Annotated in this window: 14 protein-coding genes; all 14 read right to left on the bottom strand. The window is 49.7% G+C overall.

Annotated elements, in window-relative coordinates:
- Positions 1–46 precede the first annotated feature (46 nt).
- Positions 47–1,234, bottom strand: coding sequence for a 3-dehydroquinate synthase (locus ACG2F4_RS09215; protein WP_395260051.1), 1,188 nt, complete (start codon positions 1,232–1,234; stop codon positions 47–49).
- A 202-nt stretch (positions 1,235–1,436) separates the two neighbouring features.
- Complete coding sequence (locus tag ACG2F4_RS09210) at positions 1,437–2,255, bottom strand: hydroxypyruvate isomerase family protein (protein ID WP_395260062.1); 819 nt, start codon at positions 2,253–2,255, stop codon at positions 1,437–1,439.
- A gap of 106 nt (positions 2,256–2,361) precedes the next feature.
- The gene (locus ACG2F4_RS09205; RefSeq protein ID WP_395260050.1) at positions 2,362–5,352 is read right to left on the bottom strand and encodes a PVC-type heme-binding CxxCH protein; all 2,991 of its coding nucleotides are present in this window, start codon (positions 5,350–5,352) and stop codon (positions 2,362–2,364) included.
- Positions 5,353–5,837: 485 nt separating this feature from the next.
- Positions 5,838–7,631 (bottom strand): RagB/SusD family nutrient uptake outer membrane protein, encoded by a 1,794-nt coding sequence (locus ACG2F4_RS09200; RefSeq protein WP_395260049.1) that lies wholly within the window; start codon positions 7,629–7,631, stop codon positions 5,838–5,840.
- Positions 7,632–7,642: 11 nt separating this feature from the next.
- On the bottom strand, positions 7,643–11,017 hold the full coding sequence (locus ACG2F4_RS09195) for a SusC/RagA family TonB-linked outer membrane protein (protein WP_395260047.1): 3,375 nt from the start codon (positions 11,015–11,017) through the stop codon (positions 7,643–7,645).
- Between the two features lie 65 nt (positions 11,018–11,082).
- Entirely contained in the window at positions 11,083–12,138 is a 1,056-nt protein-coding gene (locus ACG2F4_RS09190) for a FecR family protein (RefSeq protein WP_395260044.1), read from the bottom strand.
- Positions 12,139–12,318: 180 nt separating this feature from the next.
- Positions 12,319–12,906: an RNA polymerase sigma factor gene (locus ACG2F4_RS09185; protein WP_395260042.1), complete on the bottom strand. Its 588-nt coding sequence runs from the start codon at positions 12,904–12,906 to the stop codon at positions 12,319–12,321.
- A 371-nt stretch (positions 12,907–13,277) separates the two neighbouring features.
- A complete protein-coding gene (locus tag ACG2F4_RS09180; RefSeq protein WP_395260041.1) occupies positions 13,278–14,297 on the bottom strand; it encodes a family 43 glycosylhydrolase in 1,020 nt (339 codons plus the stop codon).
- A gap of 139 nt (positions 14,298–14,436) precedes the next feature.
- Positions 14,437–17,589 (bottom strand): PVC-type heme-binding CxxCH protein, encoded by a 3,153-nt coding sequence (locus tag ACG2F4_RS09175; protein ID WP_395260040.1) that lies wholly within the window; start codon positions 17,587–17,589, stop codon positions 14,437–14,439.
- A gap of 53 nt (positions 17,590–17,642) precedes the next feature.
- Positions 17,643–18,479, bottom strand: a complete 837-nt coding sequence (locus tag ACG2F4_RS09170; protein WP_395260038.1) for a phosphoenolpyruvate hydrolase family protein — start codon at positions 18,477–18,479, stop codon at positions 17,643–17,645.
- A gap of 3 nt (positions 18,480–18,482) precedes the next feature.
- Positions 18,483–19,715: a Tm-1-like ATP-binding domain-containing protein gene (locus tag ACG2F4_RS09165; protein ID WP_395260036.1), complete on the bottom strand. Its 1,233-nt coding sequence runs from the start codon at positions 19,713–19,715 to the stop codon at positions 18,483–18,485.
- 52 nt (positions 19,716–19,767) lie between these two features.
- Positions 19,768–20,184 (bottom strand): cupin domain-containing protein, encoded by a 417-nt coding sequence (locus tag ACG2F4_RS09160; protein WP_395260035.1) that lies wholly within the window; start codon positions 20,182–20,184, stop codon positions 19,768–19,770.
- A 351-nt stretch (positions 20,185–20,535) separates the two neighbouring features.
- Positions 20,536–21,210 (bottom strand): ThuA domain-containing protein, encoded by a 675-nt coding sequence (locus ACG2F4_RS09155; protein ID WP_395260033.1) that lies wholly within the window; start codon positions 21,208–21,210, stop codon positions 20,536–20,538.
- A 516-nt stretch (positions 21,211–21,726) separates the two neighbouring features.
- Positions 21,727–21,894 carry a transposase gene (locus ACG2F4_RS09150; RefSeq protein WP_395260031.1) on the bottom strand — a complete coding sequence of 56 codons (168 nt, stop codon included), beginning with the start codon at positions 21,892–21,894 and terminating at the stop codon, positions 21,727–21,729.
- Positions 21,895–21,944: the final 50 nt, after the last annotated feature.

Raw genomic sequence — 21,944 nt, 5'->3', positions numbered from 1 at the left:
TAGTTTACGGGTTCAAATAAATACGAAATACGCAGTACGCAATACATTATGCTGGTTGTTTCTCGAAGTTTTGTAGCCTGGTTATGGCCTCGGTAAAACGATCCAGATCAACTTCGTGAACCTCTGTTCCCTCGCCAATAGATTCCAGCAGCATAATAGTCAGTTCACCGCCAAGGTGCTCACGGAACTCCTCCAGCCCGTGGAACAGGGAATCTTCGTCTTCCGGCTGATCCAGCTTCGATTTAAGTTCGGGTACGTAGAGATCAAAGCCACAATTTTTAAACGCCTGCAAAACGCGCTCCCACTCCTTCCGGGAGATCATGTCGGACAGGTACGAGTACGTAACATCCAGCGCTATGCCGATGGCTACGGCTTCACCGTGACGCAGATCATAGCCGGTTAGCTGCTCCAGCTTGTGGGCGGCCCAGTGGCCAAAATCAAGTGGACGGGAAGAGCCCATCTCAAACGGATCGCCGGAGGTGGCGATATGCTCCAGGTGGAGTTCGGCGCAGCGATAAATCAGCTTTTGCATCGGCGCTGCTTCCCGGTTATCCAGCCTTGAAGCATTTTCTTCCAGAAAACGGAAAAAGTCGGCGTCCTTCAGCAGTGCAACCTTGATCGCTTCGGAGACCCCCGAACGCCAGTCGCGCTGGTCCAGGGTATCCAAAAATTCGATGTCATTAATCACGGCAAAAGGCGGTACAAACGTGCCCAGAAAATTCTTCTTCCCAAATGCATTAATCCCGTTTTTGACCCCGACGGCCGCATCATTTTGGGCCAGTACCGTTGTTGGGACCCGGATGGTGCGAATGCCCCGGTGAGCGGTTGCGGCCGCATACCCGGCCGTATCAATGACCGCACCTCCCCCGATTACAGTTACATAGGAATGACGGTCGAGATTGGCCTCGTTTATCGCCTCATGGATCATATCCACGTGATCGGGATCATTTTTGGCTGCTTCTCCCCCCGGTACCGTGATGAGTGTATCAACAAGCGTAAACACCTCCTTGTGCAGTCCCGCATACACCTTGACACGCTCAAAGAGATCGGGATGATGCTCATACATTCCCTCGTCAAAAACAAACAGCACTTTTCGGGCGACCTCGGGCGATGCAGATTGAATCAGATTTGCAAACAGGTCGTTGTCCGGATCGAAAAGTCCTTCTGTGAAGCAGACATCATAGGTGAAGGGTACTGAGAACTCCTGTTTTATCGTGCTAAGCTGACGAGGCATATATATTCTATCCGTTTATTTCTGGTCCTGCATTTTATAATGACGATGCAGTATATATTAATTCCAATAACACAAAACAAACGGTTTATTGATGTAAATGATTGTTATAAATATGGAGAATTTGTGGGGTGGGATTACGGCTATTCTGCACCTGTCGGGTTTTGTTACCTGACAGGTGTAGCAATCGTTTGTTAAAACTAACTTAAACATCACAGATTTCGACGCCCTGCTTCAACGCTTCCAGCTCATCGTCCCAGGTGGGGATAAACTCCTGGCCGATAAACCCGGTATAGCCGGTATCCAAAATCGCCTTGACGATGGCCGGGTAGTAGAGCTCTTGTGTCTCGTCAATCTCATTGCGGCCCGGTACGCCTCCTGTATGGTAGTGGGCTATATATTCATGATTATCTCTTATAGTACGAATGACATCCCCCTCCATAATCTGCATGTGGTAGATATCATAGAGCAGCTTGAACCGGTCCGATCCCACTCGCTTGCAAAGTTCCACACCCCAGTCGGTGTGATCACACATGTAGTCAGGGTGGTCCACTTTACTGTTCAGCAGCTCCATCGTTACCGTTACGTTATACTTCTCAGCGGTGGGCATCAGTCGTTTCAGGCCCTTGACACAGTTTTCGAGGCCCTTTTCGTCATCCATCCCGTTTCGGTTGCCGGAAAAGCAGATAATTTTATCGAACCCGGCATCGGCCACCTGTGGAATCACCTCCTCATAACTGGCAATTAGCTCATCATGCAGGTCCGGGTTGTTAAATCCTTCGGGAATCCCTTTTCCCGCTCCCCAAGGCATGGCGCAGGTGAGACCATATTTTTTGAGCGTCGGCCACTCGTCGGGTCCCAGCAGCTCCACCGATTTTAGCCCGATCTCTTTGGCCGCCCGGCAAAACTCATCCAGCGGTATTTCATCATAACACCATTTACACACCGAGTGGTTGACCTTGCCGTTAAGTTCCTTTCCCAGTATCTCTTCTGCCTTTTGGACGTTTCCCAGCCACCCGGCCATCGTACCGGAGCCAGCCAGGAGTCCCAATTTCTTTAATGCGTTACGTCGTGAAATATTCATAATGGTATTCGAATGTGATTTAGCTGTTGCGAAACTATTTAAATAGCTACTCAAGTGTTGACAAGTATTCCACCAGGTCCACCAGTTCCTGCTGGCTCATACCCGCATGCAGATTTTCCGGCATCAGCGAACGCTCCATCTGTTCCCTGGAACTAATTTCTGACTTGTCATAGGTGCTGGTATATCCCCCGGGCGTAAGCAGCACTACTTCCGAAGCGGTCTCACTTTGGATAATGCCGGCGACTTCCGTTCCACCCTCGAGGGTAAGCGTGTACCCTTCATATCCAAAACTAATACCGTTATTAGGATTGAGTATGGCATCATACAAGCCCTCCTTGGGCAGTTTGGCTCCTATCTCGGATAATGCCGGACCAAACTCGGTGCCCTGCCCGTTGACCTGGTGACAGATCTGGCAGGATTGTTCGTATATCTCCTTCCCTCTTTCCGGGGTTCCCTCCATAGCAACCAGCTCCGACACCGGTGCTAATTCCGTCTGGACATCCCGGGCTTCCCCCGTCAGTTCTTTGGCCAGTTGGCGCACATCCCCGCGCCAGGAATCTGCCAGGCCTTCGGCGGCGGCTTCATGAAGTGATTCCGGAATAATCCCGCCATTGACCAGTTCCACCAGTCGCTGCTCTCCACCCCAGGACGTTCCAGCCGCTTTTACTGCCTCGCGGCGCATCTCCAGCTCATTGTTTTCATCGAGGAAAAAAGTCTCAAGCATTTCGATCGATCGCGGGGTAGAAGTATTGCCAAGTACCGCAATCACGCTTCTTTTCTCCTCTTCGTCGCTGCCATCTAAAACAGATTGGATTGTCTCCCGTCCTCCAAAGTCCAATGCGAGTTGTGATGCGCGGATGCCCAGGCTACTGTCCGGGTAGGATTGCATCAGGGTAAGCAGTTCCTGGCTCTGATCCTCCAGCTCAAACTTTTCAACCAAGTCGAGATATCCATGAGTCCCGCTGGCCGCATCCAGCGCCTCCTCGAGCTCCTGCCTGACAATCGCTGACTGCTGCAGGGCCGAGCGATCCAGTTGTTTCAGTGCCAGCGTATTTAATTCATGTTGATTTTCCAGGTCTCCCTGAAGAATATTGACCAGGTGCTGCTGTTTTTCGTGGGAATCATGGAAATGGAAGGCACGGAAATACCGGGCTTTCTCATCAACATCAATACCGGAATCCAGGATGATTTCCGTCAGCAACGGCAGGGCGGCTTCGGCACGCGAACGCCAGACAATATCCCGGCCCGCAGGGGTGTTCCAGTCCGATCCCACTTCATCGAGCCACGCCCCGAAAAAGCGATCCCATTGACCATAGGCACCAATCCCGAGGGCTTCCAGGTACCAGCGATCATGGCCATCATGCCGGGTGGCCAGTTGAGCCCATATATCGGCCGCCTCCGGTGTTTCATTGTGATGCAGCGCTATGGCCACCTCCCGTCGAACCTGTGGAGAAGGATCATCGACCAGCTGCTGCAGGTAGGGAGTGATATCCAGGTCAAGCTGTCGCGCGGCCCGAAGACCCGTAATGCGAATATCCGGGTTTTGATCTTCCAGCGCCTGGTCGATATAATTTTGTCCTTTTTCAGGCAATTTGCTCAACAGCCAGAGGGCGCGGGCGCGGTATCGCTGGGTATCGGAGTGCCAGAGGTCCACCAGCACCTCTTCAGCCTCTGTGCCCCACTCATGCAGCTGTAGCCAGGCAAGGGCTCTGCGATTCAAATTTGGACTTTTCAGCGCCTCCACTGCTCCCGAAGGAGTGCTCAAATCAAAATCGGGGACTGTGTACCCGGTGCCTTCAGGAGCAATGCGGAAAATGCGTCCGCGCTGCTGATCGCCCATCTGGTGTCCGCCCACGCCGGGATCGTACCAGTCAGACACGAAAATGGAGCCGTCCGGGGCTACTGTCACATCAGAAGGCCGGAACCACTGGTCTTTGTCCCCCTTTAAGATATCTTCAATCTGAGCAGAGTATCCCGCCCCATCCTTTTCAACCGGGTATGACCGGACGACATTGGGCCCGGCATCGGTGTGAATCATCTGGTTGTGAAATACTTCCGGCAGGAGTTCTCCCTCGTAAAACACGATACCAGTGGGAGATCCGGCGCCCGTCTGCAGTAAATTTGGTATAGAACCGGGATCATTTTGATACCAGTGGCGCGTGGGAATATCCTCGGCCATACCGGTGCGACGCGTGCGCCAGCCAGCCCCGGTAATTTCATCGGTGTAGCCGTAGTTTCCATACTCCATAACGTAATTAATGCGCACGGCCTTGTTGCCGTCGTCGTCATTGTCGGACTGCCACAGGGTCCCGTAGGAATCGACCGCCACCTCGTAGTTGTTCCGGAAGTTATGGGCCAGCACCTCTACGTTACTGCCGTCGCGGTCGCTGCGGAACACCATCCCCTGCCGGTAGGGATCGCCTTCATCGGTAATCTCATTTCCAAATATATCTTTAATGATGTTGCCTTCAGCGTCTTTGAGTACCTTCCCCTCGTTTCCGAAATTGAAATATAATTTCCCATCGGGACCAAAGACAAAAGCGTGGACGGCATGATCGTGCTGTTCGCCCTGGATGCCGCTGAACATCACCTCTTTGCGGTCGGCTTTGTCATCACCGTCATCGTCATAAAATACGTACACATAGGGACTTACCGACACGATCACCCTCTCGTCCAGCACCATAATCCCCAGGGCGGCGTTGATGTCGTTCCCCTGGTAAAATACCTTGCTGTCATCTGCCCTGCCGTCCCCATCGGTGTCTTCCAGAATGACAATACGGTCGCCTTCCGGGCGGGTGGGGTTCTCCGGGTTCAGATCCGGCCGATAGTTGTATCCTTCGGTCACCCATACGCGCCCCTCGGCATCAATATCCATATTGGTGGGATTGACCAGCATATCTTCGGCCGCAAACAGGGTGGTTTCCAGGCCTTCCCTGGTTTCCAGACCAGCCAGGGCGTTTTCCGCACTCCGTTTTTCCTGGTCGCTGAGCTGGTCAAAATCTGGTTCATTTTGAGAACAGCCAGCAAAGATTATCAACAAAGCGAGTATTGAAGGCCACAATTTCAGTGGAGTGCAGCCTGAGACAGATTTTCCAACAATTATTTTTTCCATTTTCAAATTAAAATATGGTCAATATTTATTTAACGGTAACTAAAATAGGAAACGAAGCAGGTTCATCATAAACCTGCTTCGCGATATTAAAATATATAATAAACAGGGTATTGCTAATCGCTTAATTTTACAAGCTATAATCCAATTTCAGGTATTTCCCCGCTTACAAACATGTTTTCTAACCCGGATTTCTCACGAGTATTTTGGATAAAATCATGTAACTTTATGGATGACCATAACTTATCCCATTTTTTACTGCCCAATTATTATTACAGTCTGTAATAGGCTGCGAAATGGGCCTTTCAGCTGCGTTGAAGGATAAATCACCTGCTCAACGTACCAACGTACGCCTGCGCGGCCCATTGCCCTTCGTCTTGCTGAAAAACAAATTTCTTGGTGAAAAATCCGGGCTAGTTATACCCGGGATTTTGCTCAAGATTTTCATTTCTCTCCATTTCGTACCGGGGAATGGGCAGGAAGTAGGCGTTGTCGTTCCATTGACGCTGATCAATTTCAACAATATTATACTCAAAAGTATAGCTGCCGTTATTGTTCAACCTTCCGATGATGTTAACGCCTTCTCCGTTTTCATACACATCGGGAGCAATCATCCAACGGCGTACATCAAAATAGCGATGGTCTTCAAAGGCCAGTTCAATCCGCCGTTCATTTCGGTATCGTTCCATGAGGTCCTGCCCGGTTTCCGTGGCCGGGATATCGGGCATGCCGGCTCGCTCTCGTATGGCATTAAGGGCGGTACGGGCATCCCCCTCTTCGTCGAGTTCAATTGATGCCTCGGCGTAGTTCAACAGAATCTCAGCATACCGGATAAAAATCCACGGTACCTCCTGGCGGAAGAACTGGTGATCGACATTCGGATCCAGGAATTTCCGCATATAGTAACCTGTATAGGTGCCGTTCCAGTCTTCAATAGGTCCGTCCCGGGTATCCAGGCCGGGACGCAGGTCGCTCTGGCCTTCCACCTCAAAAGAGGCGGTCTCCACAATACCTTCCGGGTCCAGATCAATCATATCCGCCGGACGTTCTCTCCACTGCGAGCCATTATAAAAAATAGAGGCATAGAACCTCGGGTCCCGATTTTCATACGGTGATTCCCCGTAAGCCGGATCTCCATTACGAAACGCCTGCCAGTTGAATTCGGTGCCATCCTCCATCTCGTAGGCATCGACCATCTGGCCAAGCGGGGTGTCACCGCCCCAGTTGTGCCAGCCATTGGGACCGTGAAACAGGCCCATATCGGCTTCATACCACTCATAACTTTGATTCTGCAGGAAATATCGTGCAAAGATGATTTCTTCGTGATCTTTCTGCAGGAATAGGTCAGCATAGTTTTTAGCAGTTGAATCTCCCGGGGCGGGATCTGCCTGGTAAAGGCTGTAACCGAGATCCATAACCGCTTCAGCGGCCGCTTTAGCTCGTTCCCAGCGTTGTGTTTGATCACCACCGGTATAGCCGGTATAATCGTTACCACTTGGGTTTTGTGCATACAGGTCACTGGCCGCGTAGGTGAGAATACGGGATTTAAGCGCAAGTGCGGCCCCCTTGCTGGCGTGAGCCTTGTCCCCTTCAATTACTGTTGGCAGCAGAGAAGCGGCGGCATCCAAGTCTTCGACGATGAAGTTGATACAATCTTCGAAGGAGTCGCGCTCAACCAAAAAATCGTCATCAAGATTAAAAGACTCTTTAATGATCGGAACCCCGCCATACAGCTTGACCAGGTTATGATAGAAGTAAGCCCGCAGAAAGTGAACTTCACCGGTCAGCCGGTCCTTGAGGCTCTGTTCAACAGGGGATTCTCCGATATTTTCCAGGAACACATTGATGCTCCTGATATTGCCGTACAGGTCATCCCAGTGAAAATGATCAAAAGGGGCTACTGCTCCATCACCAAACAATCCCAGCTCATCTGGTGTCATGTTGCTTTGCTTTATCGGCGTGTCATTCCATCCGTGTGTAATGATCGTTTCATCGACTCCCGAGCTCACATTCACGGCAAAGAACCCGTGACCAACGCCCTGGTATATATCATTTACGTACGATTCCACCAGTGCGGGATCGTTCCACAAATCCTCCTCGGATATCTGATCAAGTGGCTTTTTGTTAAGAATCTGATCATCACAGGATGTGACAATCACTGCAATACAAAAAAGAAAAAAGAACTGTTTGAATATTAAATTCTTCATGACTGTCAAGTTTAGAAAGTTAACGAGATACCGGCGTTAAAGACTCTTTTCTGCGGGTAATACTGTCCCGAGCTGCTCGAGGCTTCCGGATCAAATACCTTGAGTTTGTCGAACGTAAGCAGGTTATATCCACTCACATAGATCCGCATGTTTTGCAAGCCCACTTGTTCACCCAGGCTAGCCGGCAGGTTGTACCCGATTTCAATCGATTTCAACCGGAGGTAGTCCGCGTTTCGGAGGAAGTATGTATTCTGGTTGGACGTCCAGTACTCGTCCGTTCTGTTATACGTCCGCGGATGCTCAGAATCCGGATTTTCAGGTGTCCAGCGTTTTTCGGCATAACTCTGCAGGAAGTTGCCAATTTCACCGGACTCGGTAAATACATACCGAACGGCGCCGGTTGCCCCCTGCAGCAGTGCCGAAAAGTCAAAGTTTTTATAGCCCGCATTGAGCGCCAGACCGGCTGTAAATCTGGGCATCTCATTTTTATCTATACGCACCCGGTCCAGACCGTTAATTTCTCCGTCTTCATTTACATCCACGAATTTTATATCACCGGGACGGGCACCGGGCCAGCTTGGATTTGAGTCGATCTCCTGTTGGTCGTTGTAAACCCCGTCTGCCTGGTAGTAAAGACCGGTATTCATGGGACTGCCCGTTGAGCGCTGATAGTCTGGCACCCCTGGCGCCTCATCCCAGTACTGGATTTTGTTGTAGGCGTATCCGGCATTTCCCGTAACGTCAAATGAGAAACCACCCACCTGGTCGGAATAGCTAATTCTGCCATCGACCCCGGAATTTACTACTTCCCCAATATTTTCCCGGGGAAGAGAAAATCCTGCTGTGGTGGGTATGGAGGCGTTGCGCCACCAGAGAATATCTGACCGGAGGTAATTAAAATAGTCCGCTTCAACCGTCAATCGGCCATCGAGCATCTCTGCATCGATGCCGAAATCAAACTGGTTTGCAACCTCCCAGGTTACATTTGAGTTGGGGATACGTTCCTGTTGCAGACTTTTCACAAGATTGGTCTGGTCGAAAATATATCCATTCCCGAACCCGTAGGTCGTCATATACTGAAACGGCTCAATGCGGTCATTCCCGGTCTGTCCCCAACTGGCACGTATCTTGAAGCCCTCCAGAAATGAGACATTTTCCTGCCAGAACGACTCCTCCGAAAGACGCCATCCCACTGAAATACCCGGGAAAAATCCGTATCGTTTACCTTCCGGGAAAATGTAGGATCCGTCATAGCGACCAACAAACTCAATGAGATATTTCTCATTATAGTTGTAGTTGATCCGCCCAAAGTAGTTTTGGCGAGCTCCTTCAAAGGCACTTCCATCGTTATCCTTTTGCGCTTCTGAACCCGCGAAAAGTTGGTCGATGGAATCAGAGAGATACTGCTCTCGGTAGGCGCTGAAGAACTGGTCTTGAAAGGTCTGCCGTTCAACACCGGCAAGCAGGTTGAATGCGTGGTCTCCAAAATCCTGCTGATACCGCCCAATCAGGTTAAGTGTAGCCTGGTAATTGTCGGTGGCCTCCTGTGTCAGCTGGGGTTCATTCAATCCTCTTTTGGCTCGCGTTAATACCGGATCGCCATCAGAGTCATATGTTTGGTAATCCCAGGTATAAAGGTACCACGGCGTCTCCCACAGCTTATTGAACTGATAATCCTTGTCATAGGAAACGTTGCTTTCAAACTCAAGACCTTCAACAAAGGGAACATCAAACTCCACCTTTATATTACTCTGGAGCACATCACGTTTATCCCTATCGTATCCCGTGGCCTGGGTACCGGTAACTACCGGGTTGTCGCCATATTCAATATCGGGACCTGGCTCTCCGCTGGGCCAGTATGCGGGAAGAGTTGGCTTACCCCGCATCAGTGCCCGGAACGTAGGACCCACTCCACGGATGGGCGACTCTTGCAGCTCGCGGCGGCCCGAGAGATTCAATGATATGTTCAGGTTGTCATTGATCTCCCCTTCTATATTACTTCTGAAGTTATACTGGTCATATTTAAACCCGCTGTCTTTAAAGAAACCATTTTCACTAGCTGACCCCAGCGATAAGTAATAGCTAATGGCCTCGCTGCCGCCTGAAACAGAAACATTCATTTTATTCTGTTTGGACAGATCCTTAAAAGCGGCGTCAAACCAATCGGTATTGGGATGCGTCCACGGATTCGTTCCCTCCCGGTATTTTTCAATATCTTCCTCGGAATACCGCTCCTGGCGCCCCCGGTACATGTCAATCTCGTTGATCATCTGTGCATAGGTGGCAGCGTCGGCCATTTCCGGTATCCTGGTAGGTTGCGTAAATCCCTGATTATAGGAGATTGACACCTGTGGTTTTCCTTCCCGGCCTCGCTTGGTGGTTACCAGGATCACACCGTTTGCAGCCTGCGAACCATAAATAGCAGCGGATGCATCCTTTAGTACGGTGATACTTTCAATATCATTGGGGTTCAGGCGGCTCAGACCTCCTGTCCGGTTTGTCACCCCGTCAATTACAACAAGGGGACTGTTATCACCGAGCGTATTACTGCCTCTTATTCGGAGAGTGGACCCGGATTCGCCCGGCTGACCGGTATTGTTAAGGGCAACAACCCCGGGAAGTCGGCCAACCAGATTATTTTCTGCATTGATAACAGGGGCTTTTGCAATGTCATCCCCCTGAACTGTTGAAATGGAGCCGGTACTTGTTGCCTTGGTTTGTGTTTGATATCCTACAACCACCAATTCGGATCCCTGAAAAGTTTCGGGAGTCATCTCCACATCGATCTGAGTGCGACCATCGATAGGAACCGTTGTAGTTTCAAAACCCACAAAGGAAAAAACGAGGGTGTCCTGGAGACTGGGGACATTCAACTCAAAGTTCCCGTTCCCATCTGTGGACGTTCCCGAGGTTGTTCCGCTTACCAGCACGTTAACACCCGGCAGTGTTTCTCCCGTCTGTGAATCCCTTACGGTACCGGTAACCGTTTCAAGTGTTACCATCTTTTGGGGCATCTTGCCTTTTGGCATTATTACGTACGTGCGGTCGGTCTCTTTGCGGTAATGCAGCCCTTTTCTTATAAGCAGTTCACTCAGCACATAGGCAAGGCTGTCGGACTCCAAAATAGCCCGATCTACAAATTTACCCTCCAGGAGCCTGGAATTGTGCAGAAAAGAGACATCGTAGTTATCTTCAATCTCGGAAAGTGCATCGGTCAACGTTATGATGCCCTGCACTCCCAACACCGTGTGACTATTCGAGGAATAGAGTGGACTTTCTACCGTCTGTCCATTTACGCTGTTATGGCTTCCAATCCCTGTAAAGACAACCAACAGCAGCGCAATTACGCCTATTTTAGTTTTAGATATTGTACCTGGTGATCTCATGGCTCATTTGTTTTGTATTATGTTTATTTATTGTATTTGTTACCCTTCCCGTTTCTATCGAAAAATCATTTCCCCAGGTAGACAGTGTCCCCGCTTATTCGATATGAGGTGTCCACTGTTCTCGAAAGAGCGGATGTAATCACTTCTAACCCGGCATTTTCTATCGAACCTGTAATCTTCTGCTTAAACAGGTCCGGCTCTCTCACGATTACATTTACCCCAAAAGTATACTCCAGCCTTTCAATTACTTCGGCCAGCGGTGTCCTGTCGAAAACCAATATTCTTGTTCGCCAAGAGGTGTACACTTCGGGATTGACTGATTTTGTGCGCACCGTTTCCCAGGAGCTGTCCAGCTCTGCCATTTGACCGGGCTTGAGCAGCAGTTGCTGATCCGGCCTCAAAGGATCCACAGACACACTTCCTTTTTTCAGAACCACTCTGGTTTTACTATTCCTGGCGAAAACGACGAACTCCGTGCCCAACACCTCTACTTGTCCCGCTGCCGTACGGACCTTGAAGGGAGCTCGATCTGGCCCTTCCCTCGTAGTCACTGAAAAGTAGGCTTCCCCTTCCAGGTACACTTCTATATCATGGCTGTCCAGGGTGTTTGTTTGGTATATGAGTGTGGAATTGGCATTGAGTGTTATCCTGGATCCATCATTGAGGGAGATGGTTTTTTGTTCACCGTAGTCCGTCTTGACATCATGTTTAACGATATTTTCTTGTGGCCCGGGTTCTTCCACCTGGTAGAAATAGACAGACAAACCGGTTATCGCTGCCACCAATACTGCAGCGGCCAGCCTCCATATCCATCCTGTGGTACCAGTACGCCGGGCCGTGGATATCTCAACTTTTCGGAGCCGTGGTTTTTTTTCAAGGGCCGCCTCTAGCTTTTTCCAATTTTCCCGTGCATTCGTAACTTCCTTTTCCTTGATGGAAATCCCGGTCAACCTCTTCTGAGCTTCAAGGGCAAGTTTACGATTCTTATCACTCGCGCCGACCCATTGATCCCAATAGGCCTTTTCTTCAGTACTGGCATTTCCTTTAGTCCAGTTTCTGAAGGAATCATTGTTCAACAACTCTTCCAAGCTATAATCCGGATGCAGCCAGCTTGTAGTCAAAGCCCTGGTGTTGTGTTAAAATAGTTCCCGTTTTATTGTTCTATTTAATAGACGAGGTGGGATTTCTGTTTGTACTGGATTTTTTCTATCAAAAAAACGGGCTTTACAAGATCAAAAGGAAGGTTCTGCAAATATCTCTTAGTAAAACCCCAAAACCGGAGTATTCTTGTTCGTTGTGTTTCACTTTAAAACATTTTGCAACAAACGGAGTGCTTCGTACACATAATTTCGGGCTGTCTGATAATTTATTGACATCACCTGCTCTATTTCCTCATAGTTTAATCCACTATAAAACTTTAAAATAAGCACTTCTCTCTGACGGTCCGTTAAGGTATCCAGTGCCTTCTTTAACCGCCTGCTGGTTTGACGATCGATTTCACGCTCAATCATCAAATCCTCGGCATTCAGATTTACCGAGTGTCGAATGTCAGAAGCTCTCTTATTCAATATATTTTCCCGGCGATTTATCTTTCTCAATTTGGTAATCATATGATTTCTCAGAGCCTTCCAAAGGTATGTTTTAACTCCGCTTACCGGTTGTAATTCTCTGCGGGATTCCCACAATTTTAAAAACAGCTGCTGGATCGCATCCTCGGCAAAGTCCCTGCAGCTGCACATACGTACCGCGTACTGAACCAAATCATTGTAATGGCGCATAAAAAGTCGTTCCAGCGCCCTTTTATCCCCATCAATCAGTTTCAGCCACAATTCCGAATCTTTACCATATTTATCTTCACAAGCATATACAGTCTGTGACTTTTTGCCCATTATCCCAGATATAAGATATTTATCAGTCTTGCGTGGTTACCAAAGGTTGTATTAACCCTCTTTTGCCATGAAACCTATTTTATCCTCGACCAAGAAGTAATCCCGTTTTTACTCCAAATGAAAGGAGCCGCCGATCCCAGATAAGAATAAAGATTTCCCCTTTTTTGCAATTATAAAATAGCTGTAAAAATAACACTTGCAAATTAAATAGGACTGCCTGTAAAATGTGTCGGATTCAAATTAAGGCGAAAGAGTCAAATTGGATAGTAGCAAATAATTCAGTGGCTTTTAAAAAATAAACAGGGTAAATAGCATTGTTGAACTCAATGTTAGGCACAAATCTTATTCCGTTATCTCCAAAGCCGGTAAGCTTACTGCATTTTTCTATCACATTGACCAGAAGGTACGGGCATCGGCACGCCGGTGTTTGCAGGCGTGCCGAAGTCAGGTGAACCATCCTCATTCCAGCTAAACGGCTGCATGCGGATGTCCCGGTTCCAGCCGGGCTCGGTCGATTTTTTGGAATGGTAAATAATCCAGTGTTCGATGCTGTCCGGAGATGTGGTAAAGCTGGCATGCCCGACGCCGTGGACACTCTCTGTTCCCTGGAATACCGGTCCTGTCTTGGTCCAGTTTTCAGGATTCATGGGATCTGCATCGGTTCCTGCCAGCCTTAGCTGGCCCAGCCTGTATTGGGGCAGCCATGATTCACGCGTGGAATAGATCACGAAAACATCATCGCCATGTCTCAGCACTTCGGGCCCTTCGTTGATGCCAAAATCCACTTCGTTCCCCCGCTCCCAGGATTCTTCAGGCGATGAGATCAGCACGCGGCTCGAGCTTATCGTCCACGGGTTTTCCATTTTGGCGATATACAGGTGCTGGGTGGTGGCATCGTCGTTCCTGTTTTGCTTCCATCCCGACCAAATTCCGTATAACTGATCACCCAGCTTCAAGGGTGTCAGATCTATGGCCCAGGTATTATTCGTTCGATTTGAGATATCATCGCCGGTGTAGAGCTGTCCCTTCTCCTCAAAGCTTTCCTGCGGGTCTTGGCTGGAGCCTTCCAGTACTCCAGACCGCTGATGAATAAACGGTGGTCCGGCCTCTCCGGCTGTATAATAAACATACCATTTCCCCTGGATATAATGCAGCTCCGGTGCCCACAAGTGGGAGCTGTTCCACCCCTCAGCAGGCTGCTGCCAAACCCGGGTCCAGTTTTGGGGCTCCGTCAGTTTCCTGGATTTGGCGATATGGATGCCTCCCTCCCTGGACTCACAGAAGTAGTAGTACCCATCTTTTTTGATTACCCACGGGTCGGCACCGTCCATCACAGGATTCGTAAAGGTTGAGTTACAAGATGTGGTTTCCTGTTTATTTTCTGATCCCATGTCCGTTTTCGTTGTTGAACAACTGTTCAACAGAAATAAGGAAACGCAAAAAAATACGAGCAGCCTTGCCATATTGGATTTATTCGGATCTACCTATTCGAGATTCTTTTTCATAAAGTGGGTTATCAATCACTTAATGTTAAGAAGGCTCGACAATGAGCGTGGTCTGCATGGTACGCCAGTGGCCGGGAATCGTGCAAATCAGCGTGTACTCCCCCGGCTCGGAGGGAACCGTAAATGTAATATCATAGGATTCACCCGGTTGCAGTATCGGGGTGCTTTCAAGGACTTTCGGTGAATCGGGCACATAATCCCGCTGGCGACCTTCCATATTGGCGACAAGTTCATCGGCGAGGGTGCCTACCTCCTGGACAGAACCGGGTGTCACCAGCAGCATATTATGCTCCATATTACCGGTGTTGGTAAACGTCAGCCGAATAGTCTGTCCCACCGTGGCGCGCAGTTCCTCCTTGTTGAATTTCAGCACATTTGGAGTCACTCCAAGCTGCAGCACGGCATCTACCTGTTCAGCTGTATCCTCGCTTTGTGTTACGGAACTGCCGCTGCCTTCCAGCGCATTGGGATGCTGCTGCAGCACCATGGCAATAATGTTTTCCAGCCCAAGGTCATCTTCCTCCACACTTACATTATTTGGCAGCATACCCGCGGCATCTGCGGCACCCAGGAATCCCCCGTTATGGGTGGAGGCGGCCAGTGCCCCCGCTTCCATCAGCCAGCGATCCTCTTGTTCCTGCACAGCCTCCAGCAGGTCAAATATCGCCTGCCCGGCCTGCACCGATACCGGCATATCGATTAATGTGAGAAGGGCCTGCTTTTGTACTTTGGGATCTTCGTCCCGCAATATCCCGCTGTCCAGAATAATCTGCAGTACATCCCGCGTCTCAGGCAACACCTGCAGGGCATTTTTGCGAACATCAGCGGAGGGGTGATCGAGTGCACCGATGGCAGCCTGCAATGCCTCTTGATTGCTGCCGTCCATCTGATCGAGCCCGTGCAGTGTCCACATTCCATGGATAACCCCGGGATTTAGTCCTATTTGATCCGCTCCTTTATCATTGACGAGTTCAATAAGCTGGGGAACCACATCCCCCTCGCCGCGGTCTACCAGCAGGCGCTGGGCATGCCTGCGCCACAGCATGTTCTCATGCGTTAACGTCTCGACCAGCTTTTCAGCAGAAGCCCCTTTGAGGGACATATTCTCGGTTGACGCTCCATCCTCATATACGATGCGATAGATGCGGCCATGCTGGCGATCCCGCAAGGGGTTGGCATATGCGTTACCCGGCGTGGGTTCCTGCCGGTCACTTTCGGCATTATGCTGGTTGATATAATTGTACCAGTCGGCCATCCAGACCTGACCGTCGGGCCCCACATCTGCAACTACCGGCGAAAACCACTCATCATCACTCGCCACCAGGTTTCGCGGATTATGAGCGCTGTAACCAGAACCTTCTTCTTCCAGAATAAATTCGCCTACCATCTGCATAGTCGGATCCATAACGAAAGCGCGTTTGTTCCAATATTTTTCCGGGTAGCTGCGTGCCGTGTAAACCGCGTGTCCCGATCCGGCCGTGTATGCTCCCACCCAGTCCACCTGGCGGAACAGGTTCGTTAATGTAATGGCTCGGGCTGTATTTGTAAGGCGATCCGTATTGGAATCACTCAGTGAAGAGAGCTTACTGTAATGCCGTTGAGGGATTGTAAAATGTGTGCTGGGGTTCCCGTTGGCCGTCGATATAAAGGCATCGCCCCCTTCGTTAAAGCCGAACCCCCAGGTATTGTTATTGGTTCGCTGCAAAAACTCAAACTCCGAACCATCCTTTTTAAACCGATAGGTCCCCATGCGGAATTCATGCCTTTCTCCACCGATAGTCCCTTCAAAACCGGAGTACCCCACGACACCCCAAATCCAGTTATCCAGTCCGTAGCGAAGGTGATTGGGACCGGCATGAGTATCATACTGGCTCCATCCTTCGAAGAGAACACGGCGGACATCGGCCTTGTCGTCACCATCGGTATCCTTCAAAAACAAGGTTTGTGGCGCCTGGTGTACAATCACCCCTCCGTTGGCAAAAGTGATACTGGTGGGAATGTTGAGACTGTCGGCAAATTCGGTAAACGTATCCGCTTTGCCGTCATCGTTAGTATCTTCAAGAATCATGATTCTATCCTTGCCGCCACCATCCGGCCAGAATTCACGGGGATAGGGATACTCAATGGACTCCACCACCCAAAGCCGTCCCTGCTCGTCCCAGTTCATGGCGATGGGATTCACAATATCCGGTTCCGAGGCAAACAGTTCCACCTTGAAGCCCGGCGGCAGAATCATCCGCTCCATGGACTTTTCGGGGGAAAGCGCCTTCTGCTGCTTATAATACATCGGGTAGTTGGAATCGCGGTCCATCGGCCCGACCTCCTCCTCATAGCGCAGGCGCTCTTTGTGGGGCGGCGGATAAGGCACATCCAGCACTACATATTCAAAAGGATTCTCAATTTTACGGTTGGCCAGCTCCTGTTGCACGTCCTGTCCGGCTGCCCAGCGAATACCACGCTCAAGCAGCTCGTGAAAGCCCGGATTTTGCCAGGTGCGCTCATCATGCCCCCAGGCGGTGTAAAATACCCGGCCATCACCTTGCGTACGGACCCAGGTCCACGGTTCATCATCCCTATAGCTCAGTACCGTACGATTTTCGGTGTTATGCTTTTGGTGCACATAGGTTTCATCCCAGCTTTCAAATCCTTCAAAACCCTGCATCACCGGGTGGTCGGGTTCGGCGATCCGCGTGCTGAATACGCCTGTACCGTGGCTTTCAAAAGCCGCCCCGACCAGGTTGATATAAGCCTCAGAGTTGCGAAAGTTACCGGAGGCAGCATGGACAGGCACAAAGCCCCCGCCCTGTTCCACATAATGTACCAGCGCCTGCTCTTTTTCTTTCGGGAGTTCCGGATAGTCCGGGGCGTGGTAGTTAGCATAGAGTAGTAATGCGTCATATTGCTGTAGATTTTCGAATTCCAGTTCATCAATATCGCTGGAATAAAACAATTCGATGCCCCGGTCCAGCATCGGCCGGGTTACATCACGCAGCCGAACGTGGGGCTGGTGGCCGCGGTCATCCCCCAAAAACAATACTTTGAGGCGACCATCCGACTGGGATGCGTCTTGCTGCGGCTGACTACATGCGCTTATTAATATCGCAATGCCTACTAATGTTATAACTCCCAACAATCCCTTCATTACTTTTTCCCAAACCATCATATTTAGCTCTTTCATTAAAAACTGTGAAGGGCTCCGGGAGTTTCTCCCCAAGCCCTGTATTTTTGCTCCTATATTTTGAGTTCTTTGAACGTTCGTGCCTGCTTCTCAATAGCCGGCTCCGTGGCCAGCCGCTCGATGCTTGATGCTCCAAAAAAGCCAGCGGTTCCCTCGGTATGATCAAAGATATACTGGGCATCTTGCGGCTCGGCAATCGGTCCGCCGTGACAGAGCACAATGACATCGTCCCGAATCGCTTTGGCGGCGTCATGAATGGCCTGCACCCGCTCGGCGGACTCTTCAAGTGATGGGGCTACATCCGAGCTGACCCCGATCGAGCCTTTGACCGTAGTATTCATGTGAGCCACAATAACATCGGCCCCCGCTTCGGTCATCTTTTCGGCCTGTTCCACGTCAAACACGTACGGGCAGGTCAGCATATCCATCTCATGGGCAATACGGACCATCTCAATTTCCAAATCAAAACTCATTCCTGTTTCTTCCAGAATTTGCCGAAAGTTACCGTCAATGACGCCCACCGTGGGAAAGTTCTGGACACCGTCAAAACCCATCTCTTTCAGCTCTTTAAGAAATGCGGGCATCAACCGGAAGGGGTCCGTCCCGTTCACCCCGGCCAATACCGGCGTATCCTGTACCACAGGTAGTACCTCACCGGCCATATCGACAACGATTTCGTTGGCATCCCCGTAGGCCAGAATTCCAGCGGCGCTGCCCCGCCCCGCCATGCGGTAGCGACCCGAGTTGTAAATAATGATGATATCCACACCGCCGCGCTCGGCAAACTTAGCCGAAATTCCGGTGCCTGCACCGGCCCCGATAATCGGTTTTTTTTGGTCAATCTGGGAGCGCAGTCGTTTCAAGCATTCCTGGTAAGGTATAAATGGCATGACTTATTCCTGGTTAAGTTCGGTTTGTTGATGATTTAAAAAAGTAAGCAGCTGATCCGCTATGGCATCAGCAAATTCCTTGTCATTAATATGCAGGTTCAGCTCTTTAAGTAAAATATTCTCATTGGTATGCTCTTGTAATGCATCAAAGAGGGCTTTATCGGCTTCGGGATCAAAAAAAGCTTCTCCCTCGTTATCAATTTTACTGACGCCCTTCAACGGTATCATCAAGGCCGTAGGCCCGGTGGACTGATTCAGTTTCCCGGCGATGCGTTTCCCGATCTCACGGCATTCCTCCGGACTGGTTCGCATTAACGTTACCGTGGAGGTATGATTAAAGAGATTTCGTGACCGGTATTTTTCGGGCACGGTATCGGGTGCAAAAAAATTCACCATGTCCAACGCCCCGCAGGATACCACCTGGGGGATACCCGCCTGTCCCGCGGCACTGAGCCTGTCCGGGCCGGCAGACAAAAAACCACCGGCCACTTCATCGCACCATTCTGTAGTGGTCACATCGGCAACGCCCGTTACCAGTCCTTCGCGAATCATCAGCTCCATGGTTCGTCCCCCCGTACCCGTAGCGTGGAACACGACCACCTCATACCCCGCATCCTCCAGCTTTCCCCGGACTCGGGTTACGCAGGGCGTGGTCACGCCAAACATGGTGGCAGCAACGAGGGGCTGATCTTTCTGATCCACTTCTTGTCGCTGCACCATTCCACAAACTGCTCCCGCGGCATTCGCCAAGATGTTCCGGGTGAGGCGATTGAGCCCGGCAATATCTGCCACGGAATACATAAAGGTCAGATCCTTAATATCCACGTACGCGCTGATATCCCCGGAAGCCACCGACGACACCATCAGTTTCGGCACACCAAGCGGCAGTTCGCGCATGGCGGCCGTAGCCATCATGGTGCCGCTGCCGCCGCCCAGGCTCAACACCCCGTCAAACGCGCCTTCTTCATAGAGCCGGGGAGTCAGTTTTTTAATTCCCTCGGTCATCACTTCAAAAGCCTCGGTGCGGTCCGCCAGCCTGCGCAGGCTGGTAAGGGAGCTCCCCCCTGCCTGTGCCACTTCTTCAGCTGAAATATCAGGTGCAATCGTTGGATCCTCCAGCACACCGATATCCATGAGCAGCACAGAACAGCCGTTGGTTTCAATTTGATCCCGAACAAAGGCAAATTCCTCCCCCTTGGTATCAAAGGTACCGATAAGTAAGACGGTTTCAGCCATTTTCGACCGATTTTGCTAATTTAACATTCCAGGTTCAGGGATACATCGCGGACTATATTTTCGACAGACTTTTCCACGGCTCCTGCCCGCTCACATCTACCATTCCGTCCCCGTCCAGGTCATGGGCCGGGGAAAGGATGGCCAGGAACTCCAGCGGCTCCTCGGCGGAGGCATTAAAGGTGGCATGGATCACATTTTCAGGGATAAAAACCGCTTCATTTCTTTTCAGAATTTTGGATTCCTGCTCCAGCCACTGCTCGGCCTGCCCGGAAAGCACATATATAATCTCCTCCATATTGGGGTGCCGGTGGAACGGATGCCCGTTGCCCGGCTGCACTTCCACCCGGACCGTGATAAGCTGGTTGCTGCCGGTCGTTTCCGGTGAGGACAACCAGTGGTGGATACCCCGTTCCAGTTTTTCCGGTGTTACATTATCCCTGGTTAAAAATTTTGAGGAAATATCTGCCATTGTAATTAGATCTCTTTTAATATTGATTGTCTATAATAGATTTCTAAAAGAATCCTCAGAAACCTACAGGGTTACAAATCATTTGTCATTAATTTTCTGTGGCCTGCTTCCCGAGTCTTTCGGCTTTGTATCCGCCTTTCTTTTTGTCGTTCAGGTACACTATTAAAAAGATGGCCGCCACAATAAAGCCAAAGTATTCCTTACAAAAACAATCGGCAAGGTAATTGACAGCAGGGCGATACATATGCCCAGAACAAACGGCTGCGATCAATTGGGGTCGATGAGTTAGCGGTCATTATGCAAAAGTTTTAACAGATTTCAGAGGACCAGATACAAAAATTCACTTTTTGCTTAATCAATTGAATGTTCGTCGTTGAGCCACTCTATACTATTCTTAAGTATGGTTCGGTAAGCGTGGTGGTAATGTGCCTTCCCGTCGTGACCCAGTGTCAAACCAACAATCCTGCCTTTTCCGTGTATGAGTGTCCATGCTATTGGATATTCCTCCCCGCTGTCAGGGACTATTCCTTTGGCCAGAATATGTATTTCTTTGCCCGATTCATCCGGTTCAAAATGATAGAGCTCGTCAATAATACTGAAGGTGCTTGGTACGGATTCCATGATTGGATGACCAGTATCTGTTACTTCAACCTGGAATTCACCAAACGGCTCATGGCTCCTGGTTCCGCCCCCGACGAGCTCCCTATTGTATTCCGGCCAGTCTTCCCAGTTATACCACGTGGCAGCGTGCACCAACAGCAGGCCATTACCAGATTCAACAAAATCAAATATCGAGTTTCTGAACTCCCCGGTGGCGGGCATCGGCTGATTGTTACTCAAATAGAGAACATCGATCTGTGAAAGTACGGCCGATATATTTTCCGGCTGATCGGTATATCGTACCAAAGCACCCGTCTCTGAAATCGTTTTGGAATCCTCAAGGTTGAACCAGCGGTCAAAATCGTGCGCGGAACCTCCCCCTACTATTAACACACTGCTGGGTTCAGAATATTCTTTACTTGCCATATTTTGTTGATCGGACGTATTATTTTCAGTCCTCGTTTCATCCGTAACAAAATTAAAGAGGACTATGGTAAGTACTATCGATAATAAGGAATAAAAAAAACGACTCGACTTGGTAAATAGATTTGTAATCATTTTTTTGTAGATTAAAAAATTAAATTAAGTACACAATTACCCTAACATAAAATTATTTTAAATAAATAATACCTTCAGTTAAAACATTTTCCCATGTCTACTTGATTTATGTACATATTACTTAATACCATGTGAGTCCGACATAAAGATCTATTAAAATAGCAACAATTGCCCGGTATCGACATAGGTTTGCTTCAAGCTCAGCCTTTCTCGGTGAAGTTGTAAACAATAAGGGCCGAAAACAGATTGATCAGGAAGTTTTTCGGGCTCCGATGCCGGGAATACTCGAACTGGAAGATGTATTTAAGCTGATCGATAATGGCCAGCGGATGGCTCGTTTACGCAGGAGAATGGCCTCGGCCATCGGGGTCGCCAGCTTGGTTTTCATATTTTCCGGAGCTTGGCAACCAGATGTATGCCTTGGAAAAACAGCTGCTCAAACAAGGCTTTCGAGAGATAACCTTTGTCGCTGAAAAGTTTGCTAAACAGTTTGTCGATAGAGCCTTTCATTTTCAGCGGGGCGCGATCACCAGTGTTGGCAGGGGTGAGCATAACATACACCACGTGACCGATATCGCTGGCGGGCAGGTGGAGTTTAAATC

The sequence above is a fragment of the Halalkalibaculum sp. DA3122 genome (assembly GCF_043951865.1).
Classification (GTDB): Bacteria; Bacteroidota; Rhodothermia; order Balneolales; family Balneolaceae; genus JAMQKA01.
This window is presented reverse-complemented; position numbering and strand designations above follow the sequence as displayed.